Source organism: Faecalibacterium sp. AM43-5AT, assembly GCF_003603345.1.
GTDB classification, from domain to species: Bacteria; Bacillota; Clostridia; order Oscillospirales; family Ruminococcaceae; genus Faecalibacterium; species Faecalibacterium taiwanense.
Window position 1 is genome coordinate 192,981 of sequence record NZ_QVGZ01000003.1, and the last position, 15,094, is coordinate 208,074.

The following is a 15,094-nucleotide window of genomic DNA, read 5'->3' on the forward strand; positions in this document are numbered from 1 at the left end:
GCTCAGCCCTCTGCACTGGCGGTAGAAACAGCCCCGGCGGTCAGCTTGTTCCACAGTTCTTCGCCGTCCTCAAGCAGGTCGGCGGAGTCCTTGTTCCATGCGCCGCGGATGCCGATATAGTACCGGCTCATCAGCTCCTGACTGGAGCCGCTTTCGCTCTGCACAGCATCAGAAGCGTAATCGCCCAGATCAAGGCCGGTCAGCACCGGGCAGTCGGTCCAGCGGTAGACCATGTTCCACCAGTCACTGTCTGCGTCGGACTGTGGCAGGCTGCCGTCAAGGTAGCGCAGGGTGCCGGTGGTCTGCTGGAACCCGGCTGGGTCGTACAGGATGAAGATGGAGCTCAGCGCGCCCTGAATGTCGGTGGAAAGCTTGGTGGTGCCTGCCATGTCAAGGTAGGCATCCGAGTCCTCGTTGCCAAAGTCCATGGTGTAGAGGTTCAGCTTTACCACCACCTTACCGTCGCCGTTCCGGTCCTCACCGTAGGCGGCAAGGGTGTCCTGCAGGGCGGTCTGGGTGGCTTCCGGCAGGTAGTGGGGTGCCACCACGGCCACGTTATAGTCTGCATGGACGGTAAAGAAATACTGCCCGATGAAGTTGTAGCCGAAGAACACCACGATGATACCGATGATGATGACCCACTTGAGGTTATAATCCCACCAGTTGGCCCAGCGTTCCTTGCGGGTGTACTGGCGCTGTTTGCGGGGCTGGAGGTCTTTGGGGTCGATATCGCGTTCGTAACGGTAGCTTGCCATGGGGCAGTTTCCTCCAAGTTCTGATTTACAGCTGTGCCAGAATGGCCTGACGCACAGCGTCCGGCAGCTGCTTCTGCTCGGCCTTGCTCATGCCTGCAGTCCGGATGGGCGGCAGCACCTTGATATGCACGCTGCCCGGATGGCACAGGTTGCCATTGTTCTCGAACAGGGCACGTGCACCGGTAATGGCCACCGGAACCACCGGTGCGCCGGTCTTGACGGCAATGCGGAATGCACCGGCCTTGAACTCACCGGCACCGCCCTCTTCTCCCTTGTAGCGGGTGCCCTCCGGGAAAATGACGAAGCTCTTGCCGCTCTCCACGATGGCAGTGGCATCGTTCAGGGCGCGCACGGATGCCCGCAGGTCGTCGCGCTGCACGAACACGCAGCCCAGCAGCTTCATCCAGCGGTTCAGCAGCGGGATCTTTTCCAGCTCTTCCTTGGCAAGGATGCCGTGGGGCTTATCCAGACTGGCCAGCAAAAGCGGGATGTCGTAGTAGCTGCGGTGGTTGCCCACGAACACGCAGGCCGTATCTTTGGGGATATTCTCAAGGCCCTCCACGCTCAGGGAAACGCCGGTCACCTTTAAAATGCCCCGGCTCCAGTGCGGGATATGCTTGTTGACGAGCTCTTCCACCAGCTGCATGTCGCCTGCAGCCAGAGCGCGTTCCGCCCGGCGCAGCACGCCATAATGGACGATCATATAACCAAATAAGTAGATAAACATCGCAATCGTGCGAAAAATACTCATTGTGTTTTCCTCCCTTCGGCAAAATATGCCATTGTCATTGTATCACACTTTTTGTAAAAAGGGGAGAAATAACACTTTTTTTACAAATCGGAGGATCTGCGGTCTTGCAAAATTGACAAAATGCGGGTATATTTATAGTTGTAAAGCCAGCACAATGGCACTTTCTGCACGAAATGCTTTCTGCCGGCCCAATGGATGAAGAGAGAGGTACCATACGAACATGGGTTTATTTCCTTCCGCAAATGACTTCAAGGCCGGTAAGGGCGTTGAAAAGGATGCTCCCCGCAAGACCGGCATAGGCCGCTTTTTTGAGCTTGTGGGCCGTGATATGAACGGCATGTTCCTTGCAAACCTGCTGGCCTGCATCGGCTTTCTGCCGGTGATCTGTCTGGTGTACATCGGCTTTCTGGCAAACAGCCTGCCTGTCATGCTGGCAAGCGCTGCGGTGGGCGGCATTCTGGCCGGGCCTGCGCTGGCCGGCATGTACGATACCGTGCTGCGCGCCCTGCGCGATGAGGCCGGTTATTGGTGGGTGACCTACCGCCGCGCTTTCAAACGCAACTTCAAGGCCAGCATCGCGCCGGGCATCTTCTACTGTGTGGTGGTCACGGCGCAGATCTTCCTTGTGTATTTCTGCTTCAATATGCTGAGCAAGGGCACCAATGTGGGCGTGCCGCTGTGGGTGGCCACGGTGCTGAACCTGCTCATCTTCCAGATGCTGTTCGCCTACATGTGGCCGCAGATCGTGCTGCTGGATCAGCCCTTCAGCCTGACCGTGAAAAACAGCATCAACTGCATGATCGCGTTCCTGCCCCACGCACTGGCGGCGGCCATCGTGCAGATCCTGTTCTGGGGCGTGGTGATCCTGTGCATGCCGCTGGGCCTGCTGCTCATGCTGATCTTCGGTTTCTGGTTCGTGACCGAAGTATCCTGCCAGATCATCTACGGCGATATTGAAAAGGTGTTCCACATTGAGGAGAGCATCCGCAAAATGAAGGATGCCGAGCTGGAAGCCGCCCTCAAAGAGGACTACGGCGAAAGCACCGACGACACCGAAGAGTAAATTTGAACTTCCGCAAAGGAGAGGTGCTCCATGGAACAACGGAATAATCTGGTTTTGCAGGGCACCGAGACCTTCTCCCGCGGGCAGCTGGACAATGTGGCGCTGGACGGCGGCGCGCTGGTGCTGGACAGCGTGGCGGGCCGCTGCCTGCAATACGGCAGCTACACCACGCCGGAATTTGCCATGCCGGCCTTCTGCAACCTGAATGTCAGCTGGAACGCCTTTGCGCCCCACAACACCATGGTGGAGGTGCGCTGCCGGGTATATGCCGGAGGAAACTGGACCGGCTGGATGAGCTTTGGCAAGTGGGCACCGGGCTACCCCCGCTGCAGCTGCAATTCCCAGAGTGACGACGGCATGATCTTCCTCATGGGCGATACCGTGACCGTGGCAACGCCCGGCGGCGGCACCGGCGTGCAGCTGCAGGTGAACCTTTCCACCAACGATGACAAGGTCTCGCCCGCAGTGCGCCTGCTGGCCGCGGCAGTGCGGCCGCTGGCGTGGGAGAAGCACAACGGCCACCCGCTGAACCGGCAGCTCTATCTGCCGGAATACTGCCTTGCGGCCCACGATCCCAGCTTTGGGCGCACCATGGATCTGCCGCTGGTCATGGCGGCACTGATGAACTGCTGGGGCGAGGATGTCCTGCCCGAAGAAGTGGCTTATGTGATGGAGGACATGGCCCACAGCACCACCGCCAATGCGGCCTTTGCGGCTGCTGCCGCCGGCTGCTGCGGCTACCCCTGCTGGCAGGCATGGATGGACCTTGCCGACCTGCGTGCCCAGATCCACGATGACTGCTGTGTGGCAGTGCAGGTGGAGCGGCGCATCCGCGGCCAGCGGGACCCGGTGCGGGTCTGGATGGGCCTGCGCGGCTTTGGCCACGACGATGCCGTAATGGCAGATTATGTGCTGCTGAACGACCCCACCGCAGATTCCAACGGCGCAGTGAACTGCACCATGGCATTGGTGGACTTTATGCGGTACTTTACCGGGCGCGCCATCGCACTGCGGGCAAAACCCCGCGATATTGCCGCCAACCGTCCGCTGCGGATGCGCTGCGAGCTGGTGCCCGGCGAGACGGCAGACGTTTACTATTTTGAGCAGCGCGGTGTGAAGGACCCGCTGCCGGAAGGCTTTTCCGGCTGGGTGGCCTGTGCGTGCCACGACGGTGTGGCCCACGCCACCACCGCCCACCGCAGCTTCTGCCGGATGGAGCGCACGCCGGAGGGCGGCATCCGCTTCCCGGAAAAGATCATGGCCGCAGGCTGCCGCTGCAGCGTGTATGCAGTGGACCAGACCGGTGCCATGCGCGTGGCGGAGGTGCGGCTGCCAAAGCCGCGCCCCATGCCGGAGCAACCTGTTTCCCAGGCACAGGAAAAGCCGGCGGAATGACCGGCCAGACCCAAAGCCTTTGGGCTATAGATCAAGACATAGGAGGAACACATTATGGCAAAGACGATCATCACTTTGGGACGTGAATACTGCACGGGCGGCCGCTACATCGCTGAAGATGTGGCAAATGCGCTGGGCATCAAGCTTTACGACAAAGAGCTGATCACCATGGCAGCAAAGCACTCCGGTCTTTCGGAAGAAGCTGTTGCCGCCAGTGAAAAACGGCATACTCACAGCCTGCTGTACAGTCTGTACACCATGGGCAATGAGCTGCCGCTGGGCGATCAGGTGTTCATTCTTCAGAGCCGCATCATCAAGCAGCTGGCCGAGGAAGGCCCCTGCGTGATCCTGGGCCGCTGCGGCGACTATGTGCTGCGTGAGCGCAAGGATGTGCTGCGCGTGTTCGTGTACGCCCCCAAGGAGTGGCGGCTGGAATACGCAAAGATCAATCCTCTGGTCAAGGCCAAGGACGAAAAGGGCATCAAGGACGAGGTGGAAAAGACCGACCGCAACCGTGCTGCCTACTACAACTACTACACCCAGAACCGCTGGGGCGATGCCCACAACTATGATCTGGCCATCAACGCTGCTCTGGGCCGCGAGACCTGCGTGAAGATGATCCTGGACGCAGCCGCCGCCAAGGAGAAGAACCTTGGCTGACCGCCCGGGCACTTCAAAATAAAACAGCGATGATTCGTGGGTAGGGTGCTCCGGCACCCTGCCCACGTTTCGGGCAACGGCGACTGTTTTACTCCTTCAGTCACGGCTCCCGCCGTGCCAGCTCCCTCGGAGAGGGAGCCTTTGGCAGTATAATGAAGTTTCTGATTTTGCCAATGCCTCCCTCATTGAGGAAGGCGGCATCGCGCAGCGATGACGGAAGGAGTTATTCGGCAGCGGCCTTGCCATATCACCTGAATCCCAATGTAAAAAGGAGCAAACGTGGAAACAAAGCAACCCCAAACCTCTCCCGCCCAAACGCGGGAAAACATTATGGGCACCATGGAGATCAACCCTCTGCTGGTCAAGCTGAGCGTGCCCATGATGATCTCCATGCTGGTGCAGGCGCTTTACAACGTGGTGGACTCGGTGTTCGTGTCCCATGTGAGTGAAAGCGCCCTCACCGCTGTGTCCCTCGCCTTCTCGCTGCAGAATGTGATGATCGCTGTGGGCGTGGGCACCGGCGTAGGCGTGAACGCCATGCTGTCCAAGAGTCTGGGCGAAAAGAACCAGAGCCGCGCCAATGCCACGGCGAAAAACGGCATCTTTCTTTCGCTGTGCAGCTTCGTGGTGTTCCTCGTCATTGGCCTTACCTGCATGAAGCCCTATTTCTATGCACAGACCAGTGATGCGGCTATTGCGCAGCAGGGCATCCAGTATCTTTCGGTGTGCTGCATCTTCAGTCTGGGCCTTTTCACCCAGACCATGGGCGAAAAGCTGCTGGCCGCTACCGGCCGCACCTACCTGAGCATGATCAGCCAGCTGGTGGGTGCAGTGGTGAACATCATTCTGGACCCCATTTTCATCTTTGGCTACTGCGGTGAGGCCCTCAGTGGTACCACCGGCGCAGCTGTGGCAACGGTCATCGGCCAGTTCTGCGGCGCAGGCATGACCCTGTTCTTCAACCTGAACAGGAACCCAGATATCCAGATCAGCTTCAAGGGCTTCCGCCCCAGTGCAAAGGCCATTGGCCGCATCTACACGGTGGGCCTGCCCAGCATTGCCATGCAGTGCGTGGGCAGCCTGATGACCTTTGGCATGAACCTGATCCTCATGAGCTTCTCGGCCACGGCGGTGGCGGTGTTCGGTGTGTACTTCAAGCTGCAGAGCTTCGTGTTCATGCCCATCTTCGGCCTGAATAACGGCATGGTGCCCATCATCAGCTACAACTACGGTGCCCGCAGACCGGACCGCGTGAAAAAAACCATCATGCTGGCAGTCTGCTATGCCGAGTGCATCATGCTCATTGGTTTCTGTATCTTCCAGTTCGCGCCGGATAAGGTGCTGGGCATCTTTGCAGCCAGTGATGCCATGCTGGCCATTGGTATCCCGGCCATGCGTATCATCTGCCTGCATTTCCTGCTGGCGGGTGCCAGCATCGTGCTCAGCTCGGTGTTTCAGGCACTGGGCAACGGTGTGTTCAGCCTGATCGTTTCGGTCTGCCGTCAGCTGTTCGTGCTGCTGCCGGCCGCATGGCTGCTGGCACAGACCGGCAATGTCAACAATGTCTGGTGGGCCTTCCTCATCGCTGAGATCGTCAGTGTCCTGCTGAGCCTTGGCTTCTACGCACGCATCAACAAAAACATCATTGCCCCCATGTATTCCCCTGCCGAATGAGGACATGAAAAACTGTCCCTGCAAAGGAAAGGAACGTGATCTCTATGGTAAAAAAGCTCAAATGGAATCTGGTGCTCATGAGTGCGCTGTATCTGGGTCTGGGCGTTTTTCTGCTCATGAAGCCCACCACGGCCCTGAACATCGTGTGCTATGCGCTGGGCGCTGTGGTGCTGGCCTGCGCGGCGGTGCAGCTCATCCGCTATTTTGTGGTGGAACGCGGTGTGTTCCAGAGCCAGCTCACCCTGATCTCCGGCATCATCTGTCTGGCATTGGGTGCGTTCCTGATCCTGCGCAGCGACATCGTGGTGAGTATCCTGCCCATCGTGTTCGGCCTGTTCGTGATCTTTGACAGCATCAGTCGTGTGCAGAACGCACTGGACCTGCGCCGCTGCGGCTATTCCAGCTGGAAGAGCTTTCTGCTGCTGCCGGTGCTCAGCGTGGTGCTGGGCGTTATCATGATCCTGAACCCCTTCGGCACCATGGAAACGCTGGTCATGGCCATTGGCATCATCCTGATCGTGGAGGGTTCCATCAACCTGCTCAGCGCCCTGTACACGGTGCTGGCCGTGCGCCGTTTTGCCAAACTGCACCCGGAGACTCAGTCCATGCTGGAGTCCCTGACCGGTGAAGACCTGAACGGCGACGGCGTGGTCGCCCCGGATGTGACCCGCACCGATGCCGAGGCCAGCGCCGTGGAACTGGATGAGGTGGACGAGAGCGCCACCGTGGAACAGGAGAACGAGAAAGATTAACGGGCTTGCCCTCTCAGTCTCGCTCTGCTCGCCAGCTCCCCCAAAGTGGGAGCCCTTGGCAGTCCACGCAAGGTTCATCTCTTTGCCAAGGCCTCTCCCTTTGAGGAAAGACTTCCCCCGCGCCGGGGGAAGATGTCGCGTAGCGACAAAAGGGGGAGTGTGGAACGGCGTAAGCCGTGACGGAGAGGGTGAGGCCGTCAGTCTTATCATGCAAGCTTGAGCCAAGCTTGAGCAAATAAAAATCATATAAAGGAAAAAGAGAAATGGAAAAGTATGATCTGATCATTGTCGGTGCCGGCCCGGCTGGCATTTTTACCGCTGTAGAGCTGCTGCGCCACGGCAGCAAAAAGAAGATGCTGCTGGTGGAAAAGGGCAAGCCCGTGGAAAAGCGCCACTGCCCCAAAGCCGAAGTGGGCCACTGCGTCAACTGCCGCCCCACCTGCGCCATCACCACCGGCTTTTCCGGTGCAGGTGCCTTCTCGGATGGCAAGCTGAGCCTCTCCTATGAGGTGGGCGGCGACCTGCCCACCCTGATCGGAGAGGAGTTTGCACAGGAGCTTATCGACTACACCGACAAGATCTATCTTGAGTTCGGCGCAGACCCCCATGTGGAGGGCATCTACACCGGCGAGGAGATCAAGGAGATCCGCAAGAACGCCATCCATGCCGGCCTGAAGCTGGTGGACTGCCCGATCCGCCATCTGGGCACAGAAAAGGCGCAGCAGCTGTATCTGGCCATCCAGAACTATCTGGCCGACAACGGCGTGGAGATGCTGTTCAATACCGAGTGCGAGAACATCATTCTTGAGAATGAGGAGTGCAAGGGCGTGCTGCTGAAGGACGGCGATCAGGTCCGGCCTGTGTATGCGGATACCGTGGTCATTGGCACCGGCCGCCGCGGTGCAGACTGGCTGGAAAAGATCTGCGCCGAGCACCACATTGCCCACAAGCCCGGTACCGTGGACATCGGTGTGCGCGTGGAGTGCCGCAACGAGGTCATGGAAAAGGTGAACAAGGTGCTGTATGAGTCCAAGCTCATCGGCTATCCCAAGCCCTGGAAGAACAAGGTGCGCACCTTCTGCCAGAACCCCGGCGGCTTTGTGGCGCAGGAAAACTACGACAACGACCTTGCCGTGGTCAACGGCCACAGCTTCAAGGAGAAAAAGAGCGAGAACACCAACCTTGCGATTCTGGTCTCCCACAACTTTACCGAGCCGTTCAACCAGCCCATTGCCTACGCACAGAAGGTGGGCGAGCTGACCAACATGCTGGGCGCAGGCCACATCATGGTGCAGCGCTACGGCGACATCCTGGACGGCAAGCGCACATGGCAGAAGGAGCTGGCCCAGTCCAACGTGAAGCCCACCCTGAAGGATGCCGTGGCAGGCGACATTACCGCCGCCATGCCCTACCGCGCCATGACCAACATCATTGAGTTCATCAAGATGCTGGATATGGTGGTGCCCGGCTTTGCCGCCAACGAGACCCTGCTGTACAGCCCGGAGCTGAAGTTCTACTCCAATAAGGTGAAGATGGACGAGAACCTTGACACCAACATCAAGGGCCTGCACTGTCTGGGCGACTCCTCCGGCTGGACCCGCGGCCTGATGATGGCTTCGGTCATGGGCGTGCTCATGGGCCGCAAGCTGGCCGAAAAGGAAGGCTGCTAAAAAACGGCAGCATCGTAAATATAAATAAAAGAAAAGCGACAGTGTGTCAAAATTGCACGCTGTCGCTTTTTGTGCTATACTGTCTCTGCGGCCCTTCTCCATGTCCCCCAAGCGCGGAAAGGAGGTGGCACCCATGAATGGATTCGTCACATTCATTCAGACTGTCGGAGCACAAGTAGTAGCCTACTATCTGTGCAAGTGGCTTGACAGTTTGATCGGCAAGGGCAGTAAGCACTAAAAAGAGCCCCTCGGTAGTGCTAGTACCGGGGGGCTTTGTTTTTTGCGTGGCATCCACGTTCAGGCTTCGTCACATTGCCTAGCTCTATTATATGCAGCTACGCGCAAAAGTCAAGAGAAGCAAGGTGGATTTTTGAGGAGGATCAGCCCTCAATGAGCTCCACAGTCTTCATCTTGACCGGGGTGGTGGGCTTATCGTTCCAGTCGGTGCGGACAGCTGCGATCTTATCCACAACATCCATGCCTGCAACCACCTTGCCAAAGGCAGCGTACTGGCCATCCAGATGAGGTGCATCCTGATGCATGATGAAGAACTGGCTGCCGGCGCTGTTGGGGTTCATGGCGCGTGCCATGCTGATCACGCCGCGGGTGTGCTTGAGCGGATTGTTCACGCCGTTTGCAGCAAACTCGCCCTTGATGTTCCAGCCGGGGCCGCCGGTGCCGTTGCCCAGCGGGCAGCCGCCCTGGATCATAAAGCCGGGGATCACGCGGTGGAAGGTCAGGCCATTGTAAAAGCCCTCGCTGACCAGCTTCTTGAAATTCTCACAGGTGATAGGAGCGGCTTCTTCGTTCAGCTCGATATCGATGATGCCGCCGTCTTCCATAGTAATGCGAACCATAACGCTACAATACTCCTTTTGTGTTGCCCCGCAGCAGTGCGGGAGTGTTCGGCAGAAAGCCTGCCGGATATCTCTTATAGTATACCATAGGTTTTGGGGGTTGCAACGCCGCAGATGCAACGTTTTTGTTAAAATTCATCTTTCATCTCCACCATATCGGCCCAAAAGCGCTTGGGGCAGTGGGTCATGCGGCATTTTTCGTTGTGGCGAGCCTTGATCTCCAGCGTCTGGTAGAACTGCTTCCACAATGCCTGAAACTGCTGCTCCCGCTCGCTGGGCGGCGGCAGCTCCAGCGGCGCGGCCAGCTCCATCAGCCGGGCCTTGTGGTCCTCCTGCAGCAGCACAGCCTGATGCACCGCATCGTAGATCATAAAGTTCTCTTCCGGGAAGCGCCCGCAAAAGTGGGGCCGCAGCAGCGGCAGGATGTAGTTTTTGGGGTGGATCACCGCCCCCAGCATCCCGTCGTGCTCCTCGAAGCGGACGAAGCCCTGAAACTTGTCCACTTCCCAGTCAAGGCTTTTCTTCATCTCATACAGCGGGGCCACGTCCGGGTGGCCGGTGCGCTTCACGGTGCCGGGGCCGAGGGCGAAGGCCAGATGCAGAAAGCGGATGAGCAGCAGCTCTTTGTCCTCCCGCCCGGAGAGGAAATCCCGGCTGACGAGGTACTCTGTCTCGGGGCCAAGCTTTCTGCCAAAGCTGGCAAACACCCGCTGAGCCTTGGCGTGGTCGGTGGGGATGTCCTTGACCGGGTACAGGGTGGAAGTTTCCCGCTGGGGCGTCCACACCGCAAAGGGAATCTCGTGCTGGGCAAAGCTCTCGAACACGCAGCACAGAAAGCCTTCAAAGCTGCTGTCGTAGAGGTACACCACATCCGCATCGTGGAGCTTGCGGGCTTTCTGAACTTGAACATTTACAGCGCCTTCGCCAGACATTGCACTGCCTCCTCCCGCACCATGCGCATGGCTGCGCGCGGTGCCACGCCCTGCGTGATCAGATCGTCCACCGCAGGCGGCGTGAACAGACTGAGCTGTTCGCAGCTGCCGCCGAACACGTTGGGGTCGATGAGCGCCTGCGTGATGCGCTCCCGCCCGGCGGTGCCGCGGCCCGGGTGCGCACCCGCAAAACCCTTGCAGGTGATAAAGTACTGTGCCCGCTTGAGCACCACGCCCATGCGCTTCAGCTCGTCCAGCCCAAGGCTGGAAAGCTTGCGCGCGTGCCAGATGCGCCGGGCGCTTTTGGGGCCGATGCCCGGCACACGCAGCAGCATTTCAAAGGGCGCGCGGTTCACATCTACCGGAAAAAGCCCGTAGTGCTGCACGGCCCAGTTGCATTTTGGGTCGAGGTAGGGATTGAAGCTCTGGTTGGCTTCATCCAGAATTTCGTCTGCCTTGAACTGGTAAAACCGCAGCAGCCAGTCAGCCTGATACAGCCGGTGCTCCCGCAAAAGCGGGGGTTTGGTGTCCAGCGCAGGCAGGCGGGTGTCCTCGGCTACCGGGATGTAGGCGGAGTAGAACACCCGTTTCAGACTGTACTTCTGGTACATGCCCTCAGTGAGCTTTAAAATGTGGTAGTCTGTCTCCGGCGAAGCACCTACGATCATCTGGGTGCTCTGCCCGGCGGGTGCGAACTTTGGCGCATGGCGGTAGACGGTCAGCTCCTGTTTGCTCTGCGCGCCGGAAACTGCGATCTGCTTCATGGGCCGGAAAATGGAGTGCCGCCCTTTGTCCGGGGCCAGCAGGTTCAGGCTCTGCTCACTGGGCAGCTCCACATTCACGCTCAGGCGGTCGGCCAGATATCCCAGCTGCTGCAGCAGTTCCGGGCTTGTGCCGGGGATGGCTTTGGCGTGGATGTAGCCCCCAAAGCGGTATTCGCCCCGCAGCAGCCGCAGGGCGGCCAGCATCCGTTCGGTGGTGTAGTCCGGCGTGCCCAGCACCGCGCTGGAAAGGAACAACCCTTCAATGTAGTTGCGGCGGTAAAACTCCACGGTCAGCTCGGCCAGCTCCCGGGGCGTGAAGGTGGCACGGGGGATATCGTTGGACTTGCGGTTGACGCAATAGCTGCAGTCGAAGGCACAGCAGTTGGTCATGAGCACCTTTAAAAGGCTTACACAGCGGCCATCAGCGGTAAAGGCGTGGCAGCAGCCCGGCGCATAGCAGCTGCCAAGAATGCCTGCCCGCGCGGTGCGGGATGCGCCGCTGGAGGTGCAGGCAACATCATATTTGGCGCTGTCGGCCAGAATGGTAAGCTTGTCCATCAGGGTCTGTTCCATGCAGAATACACCTCCAAAGTGGGAAAAAGGGTCAAAAAATAAAGCCATGCGCAAAATGCAGATGGCTTTACATCAATTTGTGCCGAATTCCTTCAGTCACGGCTGCCGCCGTGCCAGCTCCCCCGGAGGAGGAGCCTTTGGCAGTACGGGAAAGTTTCCGGTTTTGCCAAGGCCTCCCTCCATGAGGGAGGTGGCTGCGAGCAGCGTGAGCAGACAGAAGGAGTTATTACCACTTCGCCTTGGTCTCCACCACGCGGCCGGCGATGTGCAGATGGTTCAGGTCCTCACCCTTGATGACCATTTCGCTGTAGGCCGGGTTGAAGGGCTGCAGCACCACGCAGTTGCCGCGCTGGATATAGCGCTTCAGGGTGCCCTCGCCCTCATCGCCGTAGATCAGCACGCCAAGGTCGCCGTTTTCCAGTGTGTCCTGCTTGTGCACAAGGGCAAGGTCGCCGTCCTGAATGCGGGGCTCCATGCTGTCGCCGCGCACCACCAGATAAAAATAGTTGGAGGGGTCCTTCACACGGGCATACTCCTGACCGTAGTCCTCCTCAAAGGCGAGGGCACCGTAACCGGCCTTTACCGTGCCGATCACCGGGATCAGGCTTTCAGAATAGCTGCCAAAGAACCGCTCTTCCGGGGCGGAAACATTGCTTACCGGGCGGTACAGGCCCAGCAGATAATCTGCTGTGGTGTTCAAAAGCTCGGCAATGCGGGCCACGGTAGACGGATCGGGAGAGGACTTGCCGCTTTCCCATTTGCCGACAGCCTGCTGTGTCACGCCCAGTTTGGAAGCCAGCTCAGCCTGGCTGATGCCCTGCTTTTTGCGGCACTGCTTCAAAAGTTCTGAAAACGACATGGTATATTTCTCCTTTACACCGCGAGGAAATTTTCTTGTGTTTATTATACAACAAAAAGGTGTACTTGTAAAGACCTGAAACAGGCCGAGACCCAAAAAGGTTGTGGTAAATTTTGTTTTTAAGGGCTGAAAGAAAAAAATTGCGCCAAAGGCTTGACACCGGCGTGCAAATCTGGTAAATTAAATAGGCATTCGACACGGCGTAAGGCGGATGTCCACAAGGAGAGATGTCCGAGTGGTTTAAGGAAGCAGTCTTGAAAACTGCCGTACGGCAACGTACCGTGGGTTCGAATCCCACTCTCTCCGCCATTTTTTATTGAATAAGTGTAACACACTTTGCTCTGGAGTAGTACTCAAGAGGTCGAAGAGGCGCCCCTGCTAAGGGCGTAGGTCGTCTAAACAACGGCGCGAGGGTTCAAATCCCTCCTACTCCGCCAAGAAAAAGCTCGTTGATTCGTTGAAATCAATGGGCTTTTTCCTTTGTAAAGGAAAAATGCGGCTTGCGGAACAAAAAGGAGGAACCAATGGCGTTTGGCGTTTTGGCGGGTCAGATTACGGTGATCTTTCTGGAAGTGCTGCTGGGCTATGTAGGTGCACGCAGCGGCATTATCAAGGATCGTGACAGCAAGTTTTTGTCGGATTTTATCATGAAGCTTCTGCTGCCCTGTACCATGCTGGCTGGTGCAGCCGTGGACGGTGAGCCGGAGCTGCTCACTCAGGCAGGGGTGCTGTTCGTGCTGCTGCTGGCACTGTTTGTGGTGACCACCGGCCTGTGCCGGTTGAGCAGTTGGCTGCACCACGACACGCCGGGCAAGTATGCGGTGCTGGTGGGCACGGCGGCTATGCCCAACTGCGGCTTCATCGGCCTGCCGCTGTGCAGCGCCCTGCTGGGCACCGCGCGCGGCACTGTGTTTGCAGGCATGGCCATGGCCTCTTATAATGTATGGTTCTTTACCTATGTGGTGTGCCTGTTCCGCCCCGGCGAGAAGATCCGGCTCAAGACCTTCATCACCCCCACCAACATTGCCACAGTGGCTATGCTGGTGCTGCTGGCCACCGGCTGGCGGCTGCCCGCACCGGTGCAGCAGTTCTGCAGTGCGGTGGGCGGCTGCACCACCCCGCTGGCCCTTATGATCGTAGGTGTGCTGCTGGCAGACAGCGACATCCGTGCGCTGCTGCACACCGGTTTCCTGTACCGGGTCACCCTGCTGCGCGGCATCCTGTTCCCGCTGCTGTTCATGCTGCTGCTGTGGCTGCTGCCGCTGGACAATGTGCTGCGCACCGGCCTGTCCATCATCGCCTGCTGCCCGGCCGGCAGCCTTGCCGCTGTGCTGGCCAAGCAGACCGGCACCGAAGCGACCCTTGCCAGTCAGGCGGTGGCCCACTCCACCGTGTGTATGCTGGTCACAGTGCCTGCCATACTGCTGCTGACGGGCGTTATGTTCCCGATGTGAGAAGCTGTAAAAAAGCCCGCTGTCTTTGGACGGCGGGCTTTCTGCTGTTATAGCATAAGGTTCGTGATACCTGCTAGCACCAGCAGGTGCACCGGGTAGAACCAGTAAAAGGCTTTTTTCTGCAGCGGACTGCACGCGCCGCGCTGCCCGTTGTAGAACCAGACCAGCACAAAGGCCAGCGGCGCGGTCAGCTCGAACAAAAATAGCAGCGCACCTGCAAGGCACTGCCGCTTGCGGTCTGCGCGGGTCAGGTACAGGGTGCAGATGATGAGCACGCCGATGGCGTGGTAGTCGGTGTTGGCAGCCAGCGCCAGCGCGGCGCAGCCGCCCGCCCACACAAGCCCCTGCCAGCCGGGCAGGCCGTTTTCCTTTTCAAAGCGCTTGAGCCCTGCCATAGCCAGCACGCCCAGCGCCAGCGTCCAGTAAACATTCTGGTGCTGCGGGGCGAACGGTGTGCGGAAAAAGGCAAGGTCAAAAGGCACCTCGCTGACAAGCCCGAACAGCAGAAGCCGCCGGACGTATTTTTTTACATCGTGGGTGTGCAGAAAGCCCTCCACGGCCAGAAAGCAGAAGATGGGAAAGGCCAGCCGCCCGATATACCGCAGCACACGGTCTGCAGCCAGCAGGGTGCTGACCGGGATGCCGCCGCAGCTGGCAGCACCGGCGGCGAGGGCCGGCAGCAGGATGCCGGTTTCGATGCAGGAAGCGCCGATGTGATCAATGAGCATGGTGATGCAGGCGATGTATTTGAGCGCTGTGCCGCTGAGTCCACAGCGGACAGGGGCTTTGGCAGTCTTGGTCATAAGGAATCCCTCACTTGATAAAAAATCTACTTTTTGTGCTTTTTAATGATACGGCGCAGGCTGGCAGGCTCCTGCGTCATCTTTGACAAAATACGCCGGAAAAGCGCATAAATCGGGCAAAATGCTTGACAG

At 58.6% G+C, this 15,094-nt stretch carries 14 protein-coding genes and 2 tRNA genes; 9 read left to right on the forward strand and 7 right to left on the reverse strand.

Annotated elements, in window-relative coordinates:
* Window positions 1–2: 2 nt before the first annotated feature.
* The gene (locus DW937_RS06130) at window positions 3–755 is read right to left on the reverse strand and encodes a hypothetical protein (protein ID WP_120120434.1); all 753 of its coding nucleotides are present in this window, start codon (window positions 753–755) and stop codon (window positions 3–5) included.
* Between the two features lie 25 nt (window positions 756–780).
* The gene (locus DW937_RS06135; RefSeq protein ID WP_005943505.1) at window positions 781–1,506 is read right to left on the reverse strand and encodes a lysophospholipid acyltransferase family protein; all 726 of its coding nucleotides are present in this window, start codon (window positions 1,504–1,506) and stop codon (window positions 781–783) included.
* Window positions 1,507–1,726: 220 nt separating this feature from the next.
* Between DW937_RS06135 and DW937_RS06140 the strand changes: the two genes are divergently transcribed.
* The 6 genes from DW937_RS06140 (at window position 1,727) to DW937_RS06165 (ending at window position 8,720) form a co-directional block, all read left to right on the forward strand.
* Entirely contained in the window at window positions 1,727–2,569 is an 843-nt protein-coding gene (locus DW937_RS06140) for a DUF624 domain-containing protein (protein ID WP_120120435.1), read from the forward strand.
* A 30-nt stretch (window positions 2,570–2,599) separates the two neighbouring features.
* On the forward strand, window positions 2,600–3,964 hold the full coding sequence (locus DW937_RS06145) for a hypothetical protein (protein ID WP_118527709.1): 1,365 nt from the start codon (window positions 2,600–2,602) through the stop codon (window positions 3,962–3,964).
* A 54-nt stretch (window positions 3,965–4,018) separates the two neighbouring features.
* Window positions 4,019–4,624 carry a cytidylate kinase-like family protein gene (locus DW937_RS06150; protein WP_120120436.1) on the forward strand — a complete coding sequence of 202 codons (606 nt, stop codon included), beginning with the start codon at window positions 4,019–4,021 and terminating at the stop codon, window positions 4,622–4,624.
* Between the two features lie 279 nt (window positions 4,625–4,903).
* Window positions 4,904–6,298 (forward strand): MATE family efflux transporter, encoded by a 1,395-nt coding sequence (locus DW937_RS06155; RefSeq protein ID WP_120120437.1) that lies wholly within the window; start codon window positions 4,904–4,906, stop codon window positions 6,296–6,298.
* Window positions 6,299–6,342: 44 nt separating this feature from the next.
* Window positions 6,343–7,050, forward strand: a complete 708-nt coding sequence (locus DW937_RS06160; RefSeq protein WP_005943498.1) for a DUF308 domain-containing protein — start codon at window positions 6,343–6,345, stop codon at window positions 7,048–7,050.
* Between the two features lie 263 nt (window positions 7,051–7,313).
* A complete protein-coding gene (locus tag DW937_RS06165) occupies window positions 7,314–8,720 on the forward strand; it encodes an FAD-dependent protein (protein ID WP_118527713.1) in 1,407 nt (468 codons plus the stop codon).
* 380 nt (window positions 8,721–9,100) lie between these two features.
* On the opposite strand, the gene DW937_RS06170 is transcribed toward DW937_RS06165, so the two are convergent.
* The 4 genes from DW937_RS06170 to DW937_RS06185 form a co-directional block, all read right to left on the reverse strand.
* Window positions 9,101–9,577 (reverse strand): peptidylprolyl isomerase, encoded by a 477-nt coding sequence (locus DW937_RS06170; RefSeq protein WP_005943496.1) that lies wholly within the window; start codon window positions 9,575–9,577, stop codon window positions 9,101–9,103.
* Between the two features lie 128 nt (window positions 9,578–9,705).
* Window positions 9,706–10,509, reverse strand: coding sequence for a TIGR03915 family putative DNA repair protein (locus tag DW937_RS06175; RefSeq protein ID WP_120120438.1), 804 nt, complete (start codon window positions 10,507–10,509; stop codon window positions 9,706–9,708).
* Entirely contained in the window at window positions 10,488–11,846 is a 1,359-nt protein-coding gene (locus DW937_RS06180) for a putative DNA modification/repair radical SAM protein (RefSeq protein ID WP_044953876.1), read from the reverse strand. Before DW937_RS06180 ends, DW937_RS06175 begins: the two co-directional genes overlap by 22 nt.
* 226 nt (window positions 11,847–12,072) lie before the next feature.
* The gene (locus DW937_RS06185) at window positions 12,073–12,705 is read right to left on the reverse strand and encodes an XRE family transcriptional regulator (protein ID WP_005943491.1); all 633 of its coding nucleotides are present in this window, start codon (window positions 12,703–12,705) and stop codon (window positions 12,073–12,075) included.
* 221 nt (window positions 12,706–12,926) lie between these two features.
* Between DW937_RS06185 and DW937_RS06190 the strand changes: the two genes are divergently transcribed.
* From DW937_RS06190 to DW937_RS06200, 3 genes are all read left to right on the forward strand, one after another.
* A tRNA-Ser gene (locus DW937_RS06190) sits at window positions 12,927–13,014 on the forward strand.
* Between the two features lie 34 nt (window positions 13,015–13,048).
* Window positions 13,049–13,142: transfer RNA gene (locus DW937_RS06195), tRNA-Ser, on the forward strand.
* 87 nt (window positions 13,143–13,229) lie between these two features.
* Window positions 13,230–14,159, forward strand: a complete 930-nt coding sequence (locus DW937_RS06200; RefSeq protein ID WP_120120439.1) for an AEC family transporter — start codon at window positions 13,230–13,232, stop codon at window positions 14,157–14,159.
* A gap of 47 nt (window positions 14,160–14,206) precedes the next feature.
* Here DW937_RS06200 and DW937_RS06205 read toward each other — a convergent pair whose 3' ends face one another.
* Entirely contained in the window at window positions 14,207–14,962 is a 756-nt protein-coding gene (locus tag DW937_RS06205) for a TraX family protein (protein WP_120120440.1), read from the reverse strand.
* Window positions 14,963–15,094 lie beyond the last annotated feature (132 nt).

Coding starts and splice junctions, on each gene's coding strand:
- DW937_RS06130 (WP_120120434.1), bottom strand. CDS start 755: ATGGCAAGCTACCGTTACGAACGCGATATCGACCCCAAAGACCTCCAG.
- DW937_RS06135 (WP_005943505.1), bottom strand. CDS start 1,506: ATGAGTATTTTTCGCACGATTGCGATGTTTATCTACTTATTTGGTTAT.
- DW937_RS06140 (WP_120120435.1), top strand. CDS start 1,727: ATGGGTTTATTTCCTTCCGCAAATGACTTCAAGGCCGGTAAGGGCGTT.
- DW937_RS06145 (WP_118527709.1), top strand. CDS start 2,600: ATGGAACAACGGAATAATCTGGTTTTGCAGGGCACCGAGACCTTCTCC.
- DW937_RS06150 (WP_120120436.1), top strand. CDS start 4,019: ATGGCAAAGACGATCATCACTTTGGGACGTGAATACTGCACGGGCGGC.
- DW937_RS06160 (WP_005943498.1), top strand. CDS start 6,343: ATGGTAAAAAAGCTCAAATGGAATCTGGTGCTCATGAGTGCGCTGTAT.
- DW937_RS06165 (WP_118527713.1), top strand. CDS start 7,314: ATGGAAAAGTATGATCTGATCATTGTCGGTGCCGGCCCGGCTGGCATT.
- DW937_RS06170 (WP_005943496.1), bottom strand. CDS start 9,577: ATGGTTCGCATTACTATGGAAGACGGCGGCATCATCGATATCGAGCTG.
- DW937_RS06175 (WP_120120438.1), bottom strand. CDS start 10,509: ATGTCTGGCGAAGGCGCTGTAAATGTTCAAGTTCAGAAAGCCCGCAAG.
- DW937_RS06180 (WP_044953876.1), bottom strand. CDS start 11,846: ATGGAACAGACCCTGATGGACAAGCTTACCATTCTGGCCGACAGCGCC.
- DW937_RS06185 (WP_005943491.1), bottom strand. CDS start 12,705: ATGTCGTTTTCAGAACTTTTGAAGCAGTGCCGCAAAAAGCAGGGCATC.
- DW937_RS06200 (WP_120120439.1), top strand. CDS start 13,230: ATGGCGTTTGGCGTTTTGGCGGGTCAGATTACGGTGATCTTTCTGGAA.
- DW937_RS06205 (WP_120120440.1), bottom strand. CDS start 14,962: ATGACCAAGACTGCCAAAGCCCCTGTCCGCTGTGGACTCAGCGGCACA.